This window comes from Acidimicrobiales bacterium, assembly GCA_040219515.1.
GTDB lineage: Bacteria > Actinomycetota > Acidimicrobiia > Acidimicrobiales > Aldehydirespiratoraceae > JAJRXC01.
In genome coordinates, this window is record JAVJSI010000007.1 from 196,199 (window position 1) to 214,390 (window position 18,192).

General features: G+C 68.4%; 15 protein-coding genes. All 15 read right to left on the minus strand.

What is annotated here, in order from left to right; genetic code table 11:
• Positions 1 to 8 precede the first annotated feature (8 nt).
• Positions 9 to 638, minus strand: a complete 630-nt coding sequence (locus RIB98_05410) for a hypothetical protein (protein MEQ8840395.1) — start codon at positions 636 to 638, stop codon at positions 9 to 11.
• A gap of 58 nt (positions 639 to 696) precedes the next feature.
• Complete coding sequence (locus RIB98_05415; protein MEQ8840396.1) at positions 697 to 1,293, minus strand: hypothetical protein; 597 nt, start codon at positions 1,291 to 1,293, stop codon at positions 697 to 699.
• A 20-nt stretch (positions 1,294 to 1,313) separates the two neighbouring features.
• Positions 1,314 to 3,947, minus strand: a complete 2,634-nt coding sequence (locus RIB98_05420; protein MEQ8840397.1) for a VWD domain-containing protein — start codon at positions 3,945 to 3,947, stop codon at positions 1,314 to 1,316.
• A gap of 110 nt (positions 3,948 to 4,057) precedes the next feature.
• A complete protein-coding gene (locus tag RIB98_05425) occupies positions 4,058 to 5,719 on the minus strand; it encodes a ribonuclease J (protein MEQ8840398.1) in 1,662 nt (553 codons plus the stop codon).
• 1 nt (position 5,720) lies between these two features.
• Positions 5,721 to 6,611, minus strand: coding sequence for a 4-hydroxy-tetrahydrodipicolinate synthase (gene dapA, locus RIB98_05430; GenBank protein MEQ8840399.1), 891 nt, complete (start codon positions 6,609 to 6,611; stop codon positions 5,721 to 5,723).
• A 37-nt stretch (positions 6,612 to 6,648) separates the two neighbouring features.
• A complete protein-coding gene (locus tag RIB98_05435; GenBank protein ID MEQ8840400.1) occupies positions 6,649 to 7,209 on the minus strand; it encodes a hypothetical protein in 561 nt (186 codons plus the stop codon).
• An 11-nt stretch (positions 7,210 to 7,220) separates the two neighbouring features.
• Complete coding sequence (locus tag RIB98_05440) at positions 7,221 to 7,964, minus strand: SURF1 family protein (GenBank protein ID MEQ8840401.1); 744 nt, start codon at positions 7,962 to 7,964, stop codon at positions 7,221 to 7,223.
• A gap of 6 nt (positions 7,965 to 7,970) precedes the next feature.
• On the minus strand, positions 7,971 to 8,699 hold the full coding sequence (dapB, locus tag RIB98_05445) for a 4-hydroxy-tetrahydrodipicolinate reductase (GenBank protein MEQ8840402.1): 729 nt from the start codon (positions 8,697 to 8,699) through the stop codon (positions 7,971 to 7,973).
• A gap of 47 nt (positions 8,700 to 8,746) precedes the next feature.
• On the minus strand, positions 8,747 to 9,976 hold the full coding sequence (locus tag RIB98_05450) for a pitrilysin family protein (GenBank protein MEQ8840403.1): 1,230 nt from the start codon (positions 9,974 to 9,976) through the stop codon (positions 8,747 to 8,749).
• A 27-nt stretch (positions 9,977 to 10,003) separates the two neighbouring features.
• Positions 10,004 to 12,466 carry a polyribonucleotide nucleotidyltransferase gene (locus RIB98_05455; protein ID MEQ8840404.1) on the minus strand — a complete coding sequence of 821 codons (2,463 nt, stop codon included), beginning with the start codon at positions 12,464 to 12,466 and terminating at the stop codon, positions 10,004 to 10,006.
• A 197-nt stretch (positions 12,467 to 12,663) separates the two neighbouring features.
• Positions 12,664 to 12,945 carry a 30S ribosomal protein S15 gene (rpsO, locus tag RIB98_05460; GenBank protein ID MEQ8840405.1) on the minus strand — a complete coding sequence of 94 codons (282 nt, stop codon included), beginning with the start codon at positions 12,943 to 12,945 and terminating at the stop codon, positions 12,664 to 12,666.
• Positions 12,946 to 13,085: 140 nt separating this feature from the next.
• Positions 13,086 to 14,798 carry a sulfatase-like hydrolase/transferase gene (locus RIB98_05465; GenBank protein MEQ8840406.1) on the minus strand — a complete coding sequence of 571 codons (1,713 nt, stop codon included), beginning with the start codon at positions 14,796 to 14,798 and terminating at the stop codon, positions 13,086 to 13,088.
• Between the two features lie 34 nt (positions 14,799 to 14,832).
• Positions 14,833 to 17,055 carry a PEP/pyruvate-binding domain-containing protein gene (locus tag RIB98_05470; protein MEQ8840407.1) on the minus strand — a complete coding sequence of 741 codons (2,223 nt, stop codon included), beginning with the start codon at positions 17,053 to 17,055 and terminating at the stop codon, positions 14,833 to 14,835.
• A 4-nt stretch (positions 17,056 to 17,059) separates the two neighbouring features.
• Complete coding sequence (locus tag RIB98_05475; protein ID MEQ8840408.1) at positions 17,060 to 17,560, minus strand: hypothetical protein; 501 nt, start codon at positions 17,558 to 17,560, stop codon at positions 17,060 to 17,062.
• Entirely contained in the window at positions 17,545 to 18,189 is a 645-nt protein-coding gene (locus RIB98_05480) for a lysoplasmalogenase (protein ID MEQ8840409.1), read from the minus strand. Before RIB98_05480 ends, RIB98_05475 begins: the two co-directional genes overlap by 16 nt.
• Between the last annotated feature and the right edge of the window lie 3 nt (positions 18,190 to 18,192).

Sequence of the window (18,192 nt, forward strand, 5' to 3'; positions counted from 1 at the left end):
GCCGCCGCTCAGCTACATTCGAAGCCGAACGTGACCGGGACCGGCTGGGGCGCCTCGCCTCCGTCCGCAGTGGCCCGGGAGAACGCGAAGGTGTCGATCGCCATGCCGTTGCCGGTGGCGTGGCTGCCGTCCACCGAGAAGTTCGTGATGACCGCGCCCTCCGCGCCCGGGTAGGTCGTGGCAATCTCCGGCCCCGCCTCGAAGATCCGCCAGTTCATCTCGTCCCGCTCGTCGCGCAGGGTCAGCGAGGGCGCTTCCCAGTCGCCGGTGGTCGAGGTCTCCCAGTCCTCCGGTGGGACATCGATGCTCACTTCGACCCCCTCGTCGTTGCGGAACGTGCCGCTCACTGCGCCGCCGAGCGCGATGCACACCAGTTCCTCCTCGAAGTTGAACTGCTCCCTGCCGGCGATCGTCAGCGTGGCACTGCCGGTGCCCGTCGTCGGTTCGGACGAGTCGTCGCCGCCGTCGGCGCCGTCGCCGCCGCCAGTGGAATCGTCGCCGGCGGGAACGGTCGTGCCGTCATCGCTCGCGGTCGTGGTATCGCCGTCGTCGCCGCACGCCGCGACGGTGAGGGCGAGAACGAGCGCCAACGCCGGCGTGACGATACGCAGGAAGCCTGAACGAGGATCGGTGGTCATTGGTGTCTCCATGGTCGGGGTTCGATTCTCTCGGTATTGCGTCTCTCTGTATTGCGGTTCACGGTTCACAGACGACCTCGAAGGTCATGGGCAGCAATGGGGGCGGCTCGGCACCGTCGCCCTCGGCGTCGACCAACGCCTGGCCATCGATCACGTTGCCCGAGCCGGTCGCCCACCCGTCGCCCATCTCGTACTCCTCGATGCCGGCGAGCGGTGCATCGGTGTCGGGGTAGCGCTCACCGACGTTCCCCGTCGCCTGATAGGAACGTCGGCCCTCGCCGCTCCGGTCCGTCAGGACGACCTCGGGCGGACCCCATTCGGAGGCCGTGTCGGTCTCCCAGTCGGGGGGCGGCAAATCGATCTCGACGCGGATGTCGGGCCCGTCGGTGAACAACGAGGTCATGGCCCGCGGATTGGAGATGCACGTGCTCTCCTCGGGGAGCACGTACTGCTCGTCGCCGATCGTCACCACCGCGCCGACGTCGGCCGACGGTGCGTCGCTCGGCGTGCTGTCGCCCTGCTCCTCATCGACATCGGCAGCGGCATCGATCGGAGGGTCGACGGAATCACCGGCCGACGGTTCACCGTCGTCGCCGCACGCGCCGAGGACGAGTGAGAGTCCGAAGAGGGTGATGGCAAGCCGTCGTGGGGTCATGGGATCAGGTCCTTCCGGCGTCAGGAGACGCAGTCGACTTCGAGGGTGAACGGGTCGAGCGTCGCTCCGGCCGGGAGCTGCGAGAATGGCGCGAGGCCGATCTCGGGCGGATCGTTGACGTAGAGCTCTCCCGATGCGCTCAGGCGGGAGCCGTCGAGGGTCATGTCATCCACGGCGTCGGCGAAGTGGGCGACGTTCGTGAGCACCCAGGCGTGGTCGGTGGTCTGGTCGTCGGCAGTCCGCTGCACCGTGAGAGCGAAGCGGGGCTCGGCCGCCAGGTACTGGACGGTGATCGAGTATCGGGGACCGTCGGCAAGGTCGATCGAGCCGTCGGCGAACAGGTTCCCGTCGGTGACCTGGCAGTCCCACGACGACGGCACCCCACCGTCACGCTGGTTCGGCGGGTCGTCGCCGAACACGAGCGTGTCGGTGCCGATCGTGAGCACGGTGTCGCCGGGCGTCGCCGCGGTGACGTCAACCGGATCGTCCTGCGCCGGCGACGCGTCGGTCGCGGGATCCGCAGGCCCGGCAACGATTTGGACCCGGAACGCGTCGTAGGCATACCCGGGATCCCCGGTGATCGCGACATCGATGACGCAGCCCTCGTAGAACCGATCGTCGACCACCGACGCGGCCCGGCACGCTTCCTCGGCTTCCGTGCGGGCGTCGAGATCGAGATCGTCGAGCGTGATCGTCGTCGATGGGAATCCATCGATCAGGAACGACTCGGTCGTCTCGCCCGGGCCGTAGTGCAGGAGCGACTCGTCCTGTGAAATCCGCCAGGAGTCGACGTAGATCGCGTAGAACTCGTCGCGGTTACTGACGATCGACAAGTCATCGATGATCGAGGGATCGAGCTGTTCGCCGTTGCGCGTCCGGAAGTCGTTGGAGGGATCGCCGTCACCGTTGCCGAGCTGGCCGACGATTTCGCCTGCACTCGCAGCGGGCTGCACGGTGAGCGTCATACCGTTGACCTCACCCCGGTCGAACACATTGACGAGTTGACCGTCGGGCCATGCGATCGTCCACCCGTCGAGCTGTCCCCACAGCACCTCGGCATCGCCCACCCGGATTCGCTCGCCGCGTTCAAGTTCGCGCCGTTCGCCGTCGACGAAGGTCCGGCCGCCCCGGTGCATGGCGATCGACTGACCGCCGGTGCTCAGAGCAAACGCCGTGGCGATCGACGCACCCTGGCTGTTGCCGGCCGGTTCGGCCCGCATCTGGATCACCTCGCTGTCGTTCTCGAAGACGAGGAATTCGCCCACCGCCTGTTGCGCGTAAACCACGCCGTCGAACGTCAGAAAGCGCACGTCGCCGTGGGTTCCACCCCTTGGAGGACGAGCATCCGGATCAGGCGGATCCCCGCAACTCAGGAGGGGTTGCCCCTCGGGCTCCGGTTCGTCTTCGTCGGTGGGTTCGTCGGGGTCGGGTTGGCCGGGCACCGTGGATCCGACCGAGTCCGCGGGGTCGCCGTCGAGCGGGCGCAGGGTCGGGAAGCGGTCCAGCCGGATGCCTGCCGACCTGCCCGCCTCGTTCCTCGCGACGAGCGACGAAGCGACACGAGCGCAGACCTCGAGGGTGAGGAGAGATCGGGCATATGCCCAGGCCTTCCACTGGTTGTCCGTCACATACGAGTGTCCCTGGCCGGAGATGGCGTACGTGTACCGACTGAGACTCGAGCCGTTGCGCTCCCGGGTGACACGAACCCCGAAGCCGGATCCGGTCGCATTCCCCTGCCCCGCGGAGTCAGTCGCATCAAATTCCTCGGCGGCGTCGCGCTCCGCGGCCCGGACCGCTTCCACGATCGCATCTTCCTCCTGCTGGCCGACCACGAATCCCACCGAGAGGCCGAGCTGGCGCTTGCTCTCTCGCGAGAGGATCGTCGACCCTTCGATCACATCGATCGCCGAGTCGAGCAGAGGTGCCGGCGGACCGCCGCTCCCGACGACCTCGATCAGCCCGGCGTTCCAGCGATGGGCGAACAGCTCGGTCGGGCCCAATCCCTCTTCGGCGGCCGGATCACCCGGTATCGTCTGGCCGAACAGAGTGAGCGCTGCCACCTCCGCTCCGGGACGGAGCGCGTCAACGAACGTCAGGTCGATCTCCGAGCGATCTCCGAATCCGACATGCGTGCGCCGTGCGGAGAAGTCCGCACTCACGATCTCGACGAGCGACGGCTCGGCGACCGCCTCACCTGCGAGCGCCTCGGCCAGTTCCTCGTCCTCGTCGACACCCAACAACGCGGCGAACTCGGCACGGGTCTCGTCGACCGCCGCAGTCGTCGGCGCGAGAAGACCAAAGTCGACCGACATGGTCGGGAGCTCCTTTCCGTCCGCATCGACCATGCGGGCGTCGAGGCCGTCGACTGCGGCGAACGTGAAGCCGCCCGCCAAGTCGACGGGCGATCCCGCATGGCCCGAGACATGATCGAGAATCGGTTCGAAGATGTCGAGGAGCCCTTCGTCGTCGAGTGTCCACAGACCAAAGTGGAGCGTGAAGTCCTGCACCGCCTGGGTGCCGAGGACGTCGTCGATCGGCGATCCCTCGCCCGGAACAGGTCCAGAGTCCCCACCGCCGCCGTCGTCGCCACACGCTGACGCGATGAGCGCGGCACACAACAGAATCGCTGACGCCTTCGCTCCGATGGGTGCCACGCCTCTCCCGGTTCGCCGTCGAGATCCGCTCGCCTCCTCGCAACCTAGGGGCGCGGTGCCGTGCCGTCAGTACTCAATCGTCGCGAGATCGCTACTCAGGCGCAGGGCGCTCAGCCTTCCCGGACCATCGGCACGATCATGGGCCGGCGGCGGGTCCGATCGGCCACCGTCTGGCCGGCGGCGCGGCGGGTGATCTGGTTGAGCTTCTCCAGATCCTTCTCGCCGCCCTTCATCGCCTTGCGCAGATCGCGCTCGACCGCAGCGGCCACAGCGTCCTCGTGGGCGAGAAGGGCCGGCTTCTCGACCCATCCCCTCGACACCACGTCGGGGCCCGCGATGATCTCGCCGTCGTCGAGGTCGACGTGGACCACGACCGAGACGAAGCCGTCGTCGCCGAGCACGCGGCGATCGCCGAGAACCGCGTTGCCGAGATCGCCGACCATGCCGTCGACATAGACACGGTCGGTGCCGATCGATCCGAGATGGTTGATGCCGTCGTCGGTGATCTCGATCTGGTCGCCGTCTTCGCAGAAGACCACACGGTCCTCGGGCATGCCCATCCGGTACGCCAGGTCGCGATGGGCGACGAGATGGGCGTATTCGCCATGGACCGGCGTGAACCACTCGGGGACGGCCACCGAATGCAGCGTCGCCAGCTCCGACTGCTTGCCGTGGCCGCTGGTGTGCACGTCGACCTGACCGCTGTGGAGCACCTTGGCCCCGAGGCGGGCGAGGCCGTTGCGGACCGAGGCCACCGCGGCCTCGTTGCCGGGGATCGGGTGGGAGCTGAAGACGACGGTGTCGTTGTCGTCGAGCTTCATCCAGCGGCTCTCGCCGATCGCCATCTGGGTGAGCGCAGCGCGGGGCTCACCCTGCGATCCGGTGCAGACGACGCAGATGCGCTCGGGATCGAGGTCGTCGATGTCTTCTATGTCGCGGATGTGGGCGTCGGGGATGCGGAGGATGCCCACGTCTCGCGCCAGCTTCACGTTGCGGCGCATCGACAGCCCGAGGGTGACGAGCACCCGCCCCGTCTCGACTGCAGCGTCGGCGATCTGCTGGATGCGGTGGATGTGGCTGGCGAATGAGGCGATGATCACGCGCCGGCCCTCCTGCTCACGCATGACGGCCCGCAGCGCCGCACCGACGTCCTTCTCCGAGCGGGAGGCGCCGGGCTGATCCGCGTTGGTCGAGTCGGCCAGCAGCAGCCGGATGCCCGGGTCCCAACCCAGCGCGCCGATGCGGGAGAGGTCGGTACGGCGCCCGTCGACCGGCGTGAGGTCGAGCTTGAAATCGCTCGAGTGAAGGATGACGCCCTGATCGGTGTGGAACGCGGTGATGTTGCCCGACGGGATGGAGTGGGTGACCGGGAGGAACTCGCAGTCGAAGGGCCCGACCATGCCCCGGTCGCCGTCCTTGATCTCGCGGAGTTGGGCCTTGTCGAGCAGCCGCACTTCCTTGAGCTTGTGCTGCACCAGGCCGAGGGTGAAGGCCGAGCCGTAGATGGGGGCCGAGAGATGGGCCATGAGGTACGGCAATGCGCCGATGTGGTCCTCATGGGCGTGGGTGGCGATGATCGCCTCGACCCGGTCGGCATTTTCGATCAGATAACTGAGATCGGGAAGCACGGCGTCGACGCCGGGCAGGTCGTCGCCCGCGAACATCTGCCCGCAGTCGAGGACGACGATGCGTCCCTCGGTTTCGATCGCCGCACAGTTGCGGCCGATCTGGCCGAGGCCGCCGAGGAACGTGATCTTGACGGGTGCGGCCATCTCAGGCTCGCCCGAGATCGGCGAGCACGGTCTTCGCGTCGGCTTCGAGGAAGTCGGGTTCGGGGCCCATCGGCATCCGGGTGGGGCCGCCGGGCAGGCCGAGGACACGGAGCATCGCCTTGGTCGGGATGGGGTTGGGGGCGAGGTCGCCGGTCTCGAATTCATACGACGGGATCAGCCGTCGGTTGATCTCTGCTGCCTTGTGCACATCGCCCCCGAAGAACGCGTTCATCATGTCGGTCGTTTCGTTGCCGATCCAGTGGGTGGCGACGCCGATCACGCCGACACCGCCGATCGCCATCAGTGCGAGCGTGAGGCCGTCGTCGCCGCTGTAGACCTCGGTGCCCTCCGGTGCCAGCGCGAGCATGCGGGCCGTCTCCGCCGGGTTGGCGGCCGCGTCCTTGACGCCGATGATGTTCTCGACGTCGGCGAAGAGATCGACCATCGTCTCGGTGGCGATCTTGCGGCCGGTACGCCCCGGAATGTCGTAGAGCAGGATCGGAAGGTCGGTCGCGGCGGCGCAGGCCCGGAAGTGCTCGCTGAGCCCCGCCTGCGACGGGCGGTTGTAGTAGCCGGCCACGTGGAGGATGCCGTGGGCGCCGGCCGCGGTGGCTCGCTTCGTCAGCTCGACTGCGGCCCTGGTGTCGTTGCTGCCGGCGCCGGCGATCACCGGCTTGTCGGTCGCTTCCACGACGGCACTGATCAGGGCGATCTGCTCGTCGTGCGTGAGTGTGGGGCTCTCGCCGGTGGTACCGGCGATGACCAGGCCGTCGTTGCCGCCCTCGGTCGTGAGATGCGCGGCCAGCGCCTGCGCGCCGTCGAGGTCGAGTGACCCGTCGGCCTTGAAAGGGGACACCATGGCGGTGAGGACCCGTCCGAAACGTGCTTCCATTCCCCAAGCGTGCCACGTCCCGGGGCAGATGCGGGCCTCAATCCTCCTCGAGACGTACTCGCTCCTGTGTGCGGTCTCTCCCGAGCGTCGCCAGGAGGTGCTCGTGGAGCTCGAACCAGATCGTGTGCACCGAGTCCACGCTCGGACGGGCGATCCACTCGTCGTCGTCGGCCGCACGCGCCAGAGCGACCGAGAAACGGTACTCGTAGCCACCGAATCGCGCGAGCCGGGCGGTCAGGGCCCGCAGTACCGGGACCAGTTCATCGACCAGTCCACGGACCTCGGCCAGGGACGAACCGCTCGACACCGCGGCGAGAAACGCCCGGTTCTGCGGAAGGAACGCTTCGTAGGCGGTGATCAGGTCGGCTCGACCGGCGCGGTCTGTCTCCGCCGCCAGGTGGGCGGCGAGTTCAGCGCTACCGGCCGGAGTCAACGACCAGCGCATCTCCTCGCCGCGTCGACGCACTTGGTCGAGCGCCTCGGCCGCGGCAAGTAGCTCGGCGCCCCGTTCGCCGGCACCGCCCAGAGAGTCGAAGGTCTCGACCACTGCGGCGGTGGGCGCGCGACTGCGCAGCCGCAGGGCCAGCAGCACGAGCACCCCGGGCTCGATCAATGCTCGGCGGGGGCGCGGGAGCGGGCCCGGAGGATCAGCCCGTAGGCGACGACCGTGCCAACGGCGAAGAAGAACCACTGGAACGCGTACGACAGGTGAGGCCCCTCGTCGAGTCCCGGCGGTGGCACCGGAATCGGCAGCTCACCGAGCGGCGGCGCCTGTTCGACGAGCTGGACCCAGGAGTTCTCCAGATCGAGATCGAGCATCTCCTCGACCGCCCCGATGTCGAGTCGGCTGACCTCGGGAAGGATCGACGTACTGCCACCGCCGATGCGCCCACCCTCGACGGAGGAGAGGAATCGTCCCAGCACTTCGATGGTCCCGGTGGGCGTGTCGATCTCCCGGACGTCGTCGCCCGATGCCCAGAGCCGGGGCACCCAGCCGCGGCTCACGACCACGATCCGACCGTCGGCCAGCCGCATCGGCGTGGCGAGCCAGAGACCGGCCTGACTCTCGAACGTGCGGTTGGCGACGAAGAAGGATTCGTCCTCGAGGTACTCCCCCGCCACGAGCACCAGCCGCTGGTCGAGCGGCGGATCGTCGGGGGCGAGGGTGGGGTTGCCGAGCAGCGCTTCCACCGGGACCGGGTCGGCCTCGATCGCGGCCCGCACCTCGACGTTGCGCACCTTGCGTTCGTCGAGGCGTTGGAGCTGCCAGAACCCGAGGCCGGTCATGGCCACGACCATCGACACGACGAAGACGTGGGACAGCACCCACTTCCACGTGAGGAACCGGCGCACGGCGGATCAGAGCCCGAGATAGGTGTCGAGGCCGACGGTCACCCCGGGGAAGTCGCCGATGCGCTTGCAGGCGAGCACGACGCCGGGCATGAACGACGTGCGGTCGACGGTGTCGTGACGGATCGCCAGCGTCTGACCCGTGGTGCCGAGCAGCACCTCCTGGTTCGCGACGACGCCGCGCATGCGCACCGCGTGGACGCGGATGCCGGCCGGGCCCGCGCCACCGCGCGCACCCTCGTAGACCTCCGACGTGGTGGGGTCAGGGGCCCACTCGCTCGATGCCGCGGCCATGCGCTCGGCCGTGTGGGTCGCCGTTCCCGACGGTGCGTCCACCTTGTTGTCGTGGTGGTACTCGATGATCTCGGCAGTGTCGAAGAACGGCGCTGCGATCTCGGCGAAGCGGGTCATCAGCACCGCGCCGATCGCGAAGTTCGGTGCCAGCAGGCAGTTGCTGGTGGTGAACGCGGCGCGCAGCGTTTCATGGTCGGCGTCGTCGAAGCCGGAGGTGCCGACCACCGCGTGGATGCCGTGCTCGGCGAGATACGGAAGGGTGCGTCTCGCCGCGTCGATCACCGTGAAGTCGACGACGACGTCACACCTGCCCTCGATCAGGTCGGCGAGATCGTCGCCATCGTCGATCGCAGCGACGAGTTCGAGGTCGGGGTCGGCCTCGACGGCCCGACAGACCTCCTGACCCATCCGGCCCGCCGCTCCAACCACTCCGACGCGTGTCATGTCCGCAGGCTACGCGTCCGCCGACACCTCGCGTTGCAGCGTGATCGTCAGCGCGGTTCGACGACGGACCGGACCTGGGTGCCGGAGAGCACCTTGGCGAGCACCCGGTGCACATCGTCGGCGGTCACCGCGCGGACCTTCTCGAGATACTCGGGCACGGTCACCACACGATCACGGACCAACAGATTGGTGGCGAGCTGGGCCATGCGGCTACCTGCGTCCTCGAGCGCGAGCACCGTGCCGCCCTCGAAACCGCCACGGGCGATGTCCATCTCCCGCTCGCCGGGACCATTCGCCATGAGGTCGTCGAGTTCGAGTTCGACGACCTCGCAGAACTCGTCCCGGCGACGAGGCGAGACGCCGCCGTAGACCGAGAACGTGCCGCTGTCGACATAGCTGCCCATCGAGGAGAACACCGAGTAGGACATGCCCCGCTTCTCGCGGACTTCCTGGAAGAGGCGACTCGACCAGCCGCCCCCGATCAGCTGGTTGGCGACGGCGAGCGCGAAACGGTCGTCGTCGAACTGGTCGAGCCCACGCCAGCCCATGGCGACGTGGGCCTGTTCGATGTTGCGGCGGACGTGCCGTGACGGTTCGACCGAACCGCTCGGCGCCTCGCGGGCCGGCACCTCTCCCGCCTCGACTGCCTGGAGGCCCTGGTCGACCCGAGCGCAGATGTCCTCGTGGTCGACATTGCCGACGACGGCGATCACGAGGTTGGCCCGGCGATACCAGCGGTCGTGGAAGGCCCGGACATCATCGGCCCGCATGCCGCCCACTGACTCGGCCGAGCCGAGCACCTCCCAGCCCAACGAATGGTCGGGGAAGAGGCCGACGGCCAGGTTCTGGTGCACGACATCGTCGGGCGTGTCGGCGCTCCAGGCGAGTTCCTCGAGGATCACCTGACGCTCGGCGTCGACATCGGCGTCGGTGAAACCCGGGTCGGCCAGCACCTCGAGCAGCGTGCCGAGGCCGAAGTCGAGATCCTTGGCCGGCACCCGGGCGTGGAAGGCCGTGTACTCCTTCGAGGTGAAGGCGTTCAGATCGCCGCCGACGGCGTCGATGCCTTCGGCGATGTCGCGGGCGCTGGTCCGCGAGCTGCCCTTGAAGAGCAGGTGTTCGAGAAAGTGCGAGGCGCCGGCGAGCGCCGGCGCCTCGTCACGATTTCCGACCCCCACCCAGGCGCCGACCGCAACGGAGCGAGCCGTCGGGTCGTGCTGGGTGACCACGCGCAGCCCACCGGACAGGCGGGCGACGCGGGTGTCGTAGGGGGTCAAGGGGTACAGGGGGTCAACGCTGGTTGCTCAGCGACGTCCGCGGCCACCGCGACCGCGACCACGGCCGCCGCCACCACCGCTGGAACGGCGGGGAGCGTCCGGACCGAGATCGCCGTACTCACCGGCGAGTTCCTCGTCGAAGGCAGCTTCGAACGACACGGTTTCGGTGTCGCCGTCGGATGCCGGGCTGTCGTCGTCGCTGTCGCCGTCGCGGTCACGACCACGATCGCGGCCGCCGTCTCGGCCACCGCTGTCACGGCCACCACTGTCACGATCGCCGCGGGACTCGCGGGGCGCACGGTCCGACTTCTTGTCGGAGTCGGGGGCACCTTCGGGCTTGAGGCTGATCTTGCCGTTGGGGTCGACGTCCTCGACGGTGACGGCGATCTCCTGACCGAGCTCGAGCACGTCCTCGACCTTGTCGATGCGCTTGCCGCCACCGATCTTCGAGATGTGGAGCAGGCCGTCGCGGCCGGGGAGGATGTTGACGAACGCACCGAACTTGGTGATGTTCACCACACGGCCCTGGTAGGTCGCGCCGACTTCGGCGGTGGGCGGATCGAGGATCAACTGGATCTGGCGCTCGGCCTCGTCGACCTTGGCGCTGTCGACCGACGCGATGGAAACGATGCCGACCATGCCGTCGTCGTCGACGGAGATGTCGGCGCCGGTCTCGGCCTGGATCGAGTTGATGACCTTGCCCTTGGGGCCGATGACCTCACCGATCTTCTCGATCGGGATCTCGAAGGCACGGATCTTCGGCGCGGTGTCACGCACGTCCTCGCGGGGCTCGGCGATGGCCTCGGCCATGATGTCGAGGATGTCGAGACGGGCTTCCTTGGCCTGCTGGAGCGCCCCGGCGAGCACGTTGGCGGGGATACCACTGATCTTCGTGTCGAGCTGGAGCGCCGTGACGAAGTCGGTGGTGCCGGCGACCTTGAAGTCCATGTCGCCGAAGGCATCTTCGGCGCCGAGGATGTCGGTGAGAGTGACGTATTCGCCTTCGGCATGGACGAGGCCCATGGCGATACCGGCGACGGGGGCCTTGATCGGCACACCGGCGTCCATCAGCGAGAGGGTGGAGCCGCAGACCGACGCCATCGAGCTCGAGCCGTTGGAGGCCATGACCTCGGAAACGGTGCGGACGGTGTAGGGCCAGTCCTCGAACGAGGGGACCACCGGGAACACCGCACGCTCGGCGAGGGCGCCGTGGCCGATCTCACGACGCTTGGGGCCGCGCATGAAGCCGGTCTCACCCGTCGAGAAGGGCGGGAAGTTGTAGTGGTGGAAGTAGCGCTTCTTGTCGATCGGCGAGAGGTCGTCGATCATCATGTCGCTGCGGCCCATGCCGAGCGTCGTGAAGTTGAGAACCTGGGTCTCGCCACGCTGGAAGAGGCCGGAACCGTGCGCCGTCGGGATGACCCCGACCTCGCTGGTGACCTTGCGCAGTTCGTTGGTCTTGCGACCGTCGATGCGGATGCCTTCCTCGACGATGCGCTTGCGCACGACCGCCTTGGTGACCGAGCGGATCGCGTTCTTGATCTGCTTGACTGCGTCGGACGTGTCGGCGAACTGGCCCTCGAGCTCGGCGACGACGGCGGCGCTGAGCTCGCCCTCGGCATCCTGGCGCTGGGTCTTGTCGGCGATCTTCTGGGTCTCGGCGATGCGATCCTTCGCGGCCGACTCGACGGCGGCGAAGATCTCGTCGGAGTAGTCGGTGACGGTGGGGGGATCCATCTTGGTGATGGGGCCCGCGGCGTCGATCGCCTGCTGCTGCAGCTCGATCATCTCGCGGATCCAGGTCTTGCAGGCCTCGAGGCCACCGGCGAGGACGTCTTCGTCGACCTTCGGGGTGCCGTTCTCGTAGAGGTTCCACGAGTTTCCGGTGCCACCGGCCTCGACCATCATCACGGCGACGTCGTCGCCGTCGAGACGCCCGGCCACGACCATCTCGAAGGCCGATTCCTCGGACTCTTCATAGGTCGGGAAGGGGACCCACTCGCCGTCGGGCGACCAGCTCATGCGCACCGCGCCGAGGGGACCGTCGAACGGGATCGGCGACAGGCACAGGGCCAGCGACGCGGCGTTGAGCGCCAGCACGTCATAGGGGTTCTCCTGGTCGGCGCCGAGCACGGTGCCCACGACGTGGACCTCGTTGCGGTAGCCGTCGGGGAACGCCGGACGCAGCGGGCGGTCGATGAGGCGACAGGTGAGGATCGCCTGCTCGCCGGCGCGGGCCTCACGACGGAAGAACGAGCCGGGGATCTTGCCCGCGGCGTACATGCGCTCTTCGATGTCGACGGTCAGCGGGAAGAAGTCGGCGCCGTCGCGGGCCGACTTGGCGCCGGTTGCGGTGACGAGGACGACAGTGTTGCCGATGCTCGCCGTGACGGAACCACCGGCGAGAGGGGCGAACTTGCCGATCTCGAAGGTGGCGTCTTTGCCTTCACCACGCGTGAACGCGCGGGAGACGGTTTGTGTTTCAGTCATTTTTTCTTACTCCTGAGAACACGACTGCCAGTTCCCAGTCGAATGAAACCCGAGTGGACCGGGGCTCATTCGACTAGCACCAACAGGTCGTGTGCTCGTCTTTGCTGGACGTTCCAGCTACTGGGTTTCGTCGGGTTCGCACACGTCGGTGCGCAAACCGAAAGGAGCGGCCCCGAAAGGACCGCTCCCCCATCTTGTCAGCGACGCAGCCCGAGGTGGGCGATCACTGCTCGGTATCGTTCGACGTCGTTGTCCATGATGTAATCGAGGAGACGACGGCGCTTGCCCACCAGCATCTGGAGGCCTCGCCGACTGTGATGGTCCTTCTTGTGGGCCTTCATGTGTTCGGTGAGGTGCGAGATGCGCTCCGAGAGCAACGCGATCTGGATCTCGGGAGATCCCGTGTCGTTCTCGGCGAGGTCGAATGCCTTCGCCATGTTGGCGATGGTCTCGTTCTTGGGGGGCAGGTTGACAGCCATGGGCGTTCTGTTCTTTCTGGGTTTCGTACCCGGCCACGGCCCCGCAGTGCGCAGACCGTCGCAGCCGATCTGCTTCGATCGGACCCCACGACGATACCGGCCGGTCGTACACACCGCACCGCGGGCACGGCGAGACGGGCCTACGCGAGCAGGTTGTCGAACTCGCCGGGGTCGGTGATCTGATCGTAGAGCTCCATCTCGGTGACATCGGCCGCCGTCAGGATGTCGATGTCCAGCTCCTGGCCGGGCGCGAAGTGCATCGTCCACCGCCAGGAACCCTGCGCCGCGTCGGTGTAGATCGCGCTGACCGAGTTGTGGACGTGCGACAGCGCGACCGGCGACGGTCGGACGTCGCCCCGCAGGCTCTGGCCGCTGCGGGGCACATCCGTCGTCATTCCCGCGAAGTCGAGAATCGTGGGCATGAAGTTCGTGGAACCGATCGGGTCGGTGATGGTCTCGGGCGTGAGGTCGATGCCGGGAAGGCCGCGGATCATGAACGGCGTACGCGTGGCCTGGCTCCGCAGCGTCAGCTTTCGGTACGCGAAGTTCTCGCCCTGGTGATAGCCGTTGTCGCTCACCAGCATCACCACCGTCGAGTCGGCGTGCGGAGAGGACGCGAGAGCATCGAGCAGGCGCCCGACCATCGCGTCGGTGTGCGACATCGAGGCGAGATAGGCCTGCAGGAGTTCACGACGATCGAATTGGTCCTCGACGACCTGGAACCAACCGGCCTGCCAGAAGTCGGTGTACTGCTCCAACTGCGCAGTGGCGACCGGGCCCAGGTCGGACCAGTCGTCCTCCGGCGTCTCGGGCAGGACGATGTCCGCGAGCGGGTGGAGGTCCAGGTACTGCTGCGGTACCCGCCACGGGAGGTGAGGCAGGCGGAAACCCGGCAGCATCAGGAACGGCTTGCCGACGGGGTGATCAGCCAACGCCGCGATCATCTCGTTGGTGAGGTCCTCGTCGGGATTCCGGTCGTCGAGCAGCGGTCCGTGATCGAAACCCACTGCGTTGCCGGGGGCCGAGGTCGGCCACGTATTGCGGTAGTAGCGGGTCCAGCGCGACGGAAACTGCTCGCCGTGGAACACCTTTCCCCCACCATACGTGTCGACGTTCTGGCGTTCCGCCAGCGCGATCAACGATTCGTCGGCCCACGTGGCCGAGAACGCGTCGTACTGGGCGTGCTCGAGATCCGATGCCGTTTGCTCGTGTGCATCGACCCCGAAGCCCCACATCAGCGTGCTCCGCGACGGCGGACAGATCGGGACCGTCACGTGGTGGTTGACGAACGCCCGCGACTCGGCGGCCAGCGCGTCCAGGTTCGGCGTGTGGACGGGCATCGGTGCACCGCCCATGAACGTCGGGTAGTCGTTGAGATCGTCGATCATGATCGCGAGGACGTTGAGGGCCTCTCGATCGGGCACGGCCTCCGCCGCCGGCAGTTGACCCCGTTGGAGGACGTCGCCGAATCCGGTAGTGCCCACGCCGGTCATGCCCACGCCGCCGAGCGCCATGACCGCCAGCATCTCCCGACGGGACACGCTCATGTCCTCGATCGCCCGATCGGCGTCGTCGGCCTGACCAGCCCCGCGTCTGCGCAGTGCGTAGAGCCCGCCCAACAACACGGCTGCCCCCGCGGCCACACCGCCGCCGATCACCCCCGGGTGAAGTCCGCGATCGAGCGCGTCCTCGATCTCGTCGACCGTGGCCTCGTCCTCCCTGTGGGTCGCCAGTACCGCGTCCATCGCGGCCTGCGCTCCCTGCACGCGGGCGTCGCTCGACTCGACGGACGAGATGAGACCTGCCATGACCGGGAGTGTCACCCGGTAGGCCGCGTTGGGAGCGTCGATCACCGACCGGAGAGTACCAGCCGGCGGCGGCTCGGGATCAGGCTCGGCCGGCGGCCGCCTCGTCGGCCCGGTTGCGACCCGAGAGGCGGATCAATTCCTCGTGGAGTTCGAACCAGACGGTGTGATAGCTGTCCCGGAGCGGATGCGCGAACATCGCGAGGTCACCCGCTTCGAGGGCAGCGAGGGCCCGGGCGAGTCGATCGCCATAGCGGGCGAGACGCGGTTCGAGGGCGGCGACCTCGGCGAGGAGCGGCATGATCTCGTGGTGGATCTCCGTTCGCAGACGCCCGATCACGGCGCGGTCGTAGGCGGCGTCGGTGTGATCATTGGGCACGGGCCCGCCACGCGCGTCACGGAGCTGCCAGGCGGTCACGACCTGCTTGCACGCGTCATTCAATGGGCGGAAGCGCTCGAGCAGGGGGTTCATCGCCGATGCCAGCCGCGCGCCGTCGGCGGCGAACCGAGCATCGACACGAGCCATCGCCTCGGGGAGCAGGCGGACGCGCCCCTGCGTCAGCTGCCGGGCTTCGCCGGTCTCCACCAACTCGGCGAGCACGGCGGCCACATCGCCGGTGGCGGCGCCGAGCGCGCCGGCCACCGCCGGGGCGTCCCCCATCCCCTTGATTCCCAGCACGCGTTCGACATCGATCCGGTCGACGGCCTCGAGGTCGGGACCTCGTCCCCAGCCGCGAATGACCGCCGCCTCGGGCACCTCGACACCGGTGGCGGTACCGCTGTCGAGACTTTGCTGGGCGCCGAGCCTCACCGTCCCGGCGGCGCCGTCGATGGTGACGACGGTGCCGTTCGGGATGAGGCGCGCACCGATCGTGATGCCGTCGGCCCCGACGTCGATCGCCTGCACTCCGACGACCGCCGGCACGCCCCACCCACGGGCTACGACCGCGGCATGACTCACGATGCCTCCGAGCGACGTCACGATCCCCTTGGCCGCCGCCAGCCCGGCGATGTCCGACGGCGAGGTGTCGCGCCGGAACAGAATGATCGCGTCGCCGTTCGCCCCAGCCGCAACCGCCTCCTCGACATCGGTGCAGATCGCGCCGGAGGCCCGGCCCGGCGCGGCAGCGAGACCGCGAGCCAGCACCTCGGTCGACTCGCCTGCGGCGGTCGCGATCGTCGGTGGGGCCTCCATCACCGCGGCGACCCGCTCGAGCGCGGTCAGCCGGTCGAGCGGAAAGGCCGGGTCGTCGACCATGTCGATGGCGAGACGGAGTTCGGCCTCGGGGCTCCGCATGCCGCGCCGCACCTGGAGCAACCAGAGCGTGCCGTCCTCGACGGTGAACTCTACATCGACCAGATCGGCGAGATCCCGTTCGAGTCGACCGACCATCACGTCGAGCTGTGCACCGAGCTCCGGCCAGCGATCGGCCAGCGCGCTGATGGGCTCGGTTGCGTGGGTGCCGGCGACCACCTCCTCACCCTGGGCGCCGACGAGGAAGTCGCCCACGATTCCCGGAGCGCCGGTCGAAGGATCACGCGAGAACACCACACCGCTGCCGGACCGATCGCCGAGGTTGCCGAAGCACATCACCTGCACCGTGACGGCGGTGCCCAGCCCTGCATCGATGTCCTCGACCTCGCGGTACACCCGAGCCCTGTCGGAATCCCAGGACGCGAAGGCTGCACCGATCGCGGCGCGAATCTGCGCCACTGGATCCTCGGGGATCTCGTGGCCCGCATCGGCCAGCGCCCCCCATAGCGAGCGGCTCGCCGCCGCCAGCGCATCCGGATCGAGCGACCGCCCGTCGTCGACGCCGAAGTGTTCGCGACACAGTTCGGCGAGTAGCCCGCGCGACGCGCCGAGCACGTCGGTCGCGTACGACTGGATGAACCGTCGGGCGGTGTCCCAACCGAAGCGGGCGTCGCCGGTGGCCCGTGACAACGCGGCGGCGACCGTGTCGTTCATGCCCACGTTGAGCACCGTGGCGAGCATTCCGGGCATCGAGACTGCGGCGCCCGATCGAACGCTCACCAGGAGTGGCCGGTCGGCGTCGCCGAACCGTCGATCGAGGGTCGCCTCGAGACCTTCGAGGCCCCTTGCGATGACCGCGTCGATCGCATCGGTCCATCCGTCGGTGAGCACCTCCTTGCCGAAAGCGGTCGTCAGCGTGAACCCGGGCGGCACGGGCAGTCCCAAGGCGGTCATGTGGGCCAGGGCCGCGCCCTTGCCGCCGAGGAGGGCCACCTGCGCCACGTCGTCGAGTGAGGCAGCCTCGGCAAGGCTGTAGATCCGTTCGCTCATCGTCCTAGTTCAACGTCCAGCCGCCCGTGTCGTCGAGCAACCGCACCACGAAGTCGATGGGGTCGGCGTCCCGCCGGGCGACGCAGGCCAGTTCGGTGCCGGCCTCGGCGATCACCACTGCTCGGTCACACGCCACTGTGGGTGGCTCGATCCCGAGATCCGTGGCGAGCCGCGCCGCGAGTTGGTCGGCAGCCTCGGCCACGACGAACAGGGTCTCGCGAACCGTGGCAGTTGTCGCGGCCTGACCCTCGATCGCCTCGTCGACCGCCACGTCGACCGTGACGGACGCGCCATCGAGCATCGCCGTGCAGGCGACGGCCTGCGCGACCACCTCGACGTCGAGTCCCGGGCAGTCGACGTCGGTCACCAGGGCAGGGTCGTCGGGCCAGACCGCCGCCGGCAACGAGGCCTCGAGCGAGCCCGCTTCGAGCGTCGGCGGGGCGGGCTCGGCGCAGGACGCAAACGTCACCACGGCGAACACGACGGCGATCAGGCGGCGAGCCACAGCACCAGCCCGACCTGGCCCAGGTGGTAGGTGACGTGCACCAATACCCGGCCGCCGGGCGCCGGCCCGACGAAGCGTCCCCACCCCAGAAGTGCATCGGAGACGACGAACAGCGCACCGCCGATGCCGGTGACCAGCACCGCCGTCCCGGCGGCGACGACACCCATGGAGCTCACCACCACGATGTACGCGACGACCGCGATCGTGATGAAGGCGCCGTGGGGTCGCACGGCGCCGAGAAGCCGGGGGACCACACCGAAACCGAGCGCCACGATCATCAACGCGGCGACGAGGCCCGGGCCGATCGTGAAGTCGGGCGCGAGGGCCAGGATGTAGAGCACATGCGCCAGCAGGAACGCCGCCAGCCCCGCCTCGAAGCGCGCGTCGGGGGTCATCAGGACGACGTCGCCGACCAGTGAGGCGCCCAGCGCCGCGATGATGATGCCTCGTTCGACGTTGCTGGCACCGCCGGGGTCGATCTCGATCGCCAGCGCGACACCGATCAGGCAGATGATGACCGCCGGCTTGGCCAGGAACTCGACGCCGAGCCGGTCGGTCGCCACCGACCACCAGTCGATCATGGCCGCGACGGCGGCGATCGCGAGCACGAACGCCACCGTGGTCGTCACGGC

What these genes read in the sequence shown, in the direction of transcription:
- RIB98_05410 (MEQ8840395.1), bottom strand. Translation starts at nt 638, where the DNA reads ATGACCACCGATCCTCGTTCAGGCTTCCTGCGTATCGTCACGCCGGCG.
- RIB98_05415 (MEQ8840396.1), bottom strand. Translation starts at nt 1,293, where the DNA reads ATGACCCCACGACGGCTTGCCATCACCCTCTTCGGACTCTCACTCGTC.
- RIB98_05425 (MEQ8840398.1), bottom strand. Translation starts at nt 5,719, where the DNA reads ATGGCCGCACCCGTCAAGATCACGTTCCTCGGCGGCCTCGGCCAGATC.
- dapA (MEQ8840399.1), bottom strand. Translation starts at nt 6,611, where the DNA reads ATGGAAGCACGTTTCGGACGGGTCCTCACCGCCATGGTGTCCCCTTTC.
- dapB (MEQ8840402.1), bottom strand. Translation starts at nt 8,699, where the DNA reads ATGACACGCGTCGGAGTGGTTGGAGCGGCGGGCCGGATGGGTCAGGAG.
- RIB98_05455 (MEQ8840404.1), bottom strand. Translation starts at nt 12,466, where the DNA reads ATGACTGAAACACAAACCGTCTCCCGCGCGTTCACGCGTGGTGAAGGC.
- rpsO (MEQ8840405.1), bottom strand. Translation starts at nt 12,945, where the DNA reads ATGGCTGTCAACCTGCCCCCCAAGAACGAGACCATCGCCAACATGGCG.
- RIB98_05470 (MEQ8840407.1), bottom strand. Translation starts at nt 17,055, where the DNA reads ATGAGCGAACGGATCTACAGCCTTGCCGAGGCTGCCTCACTCGACGAC.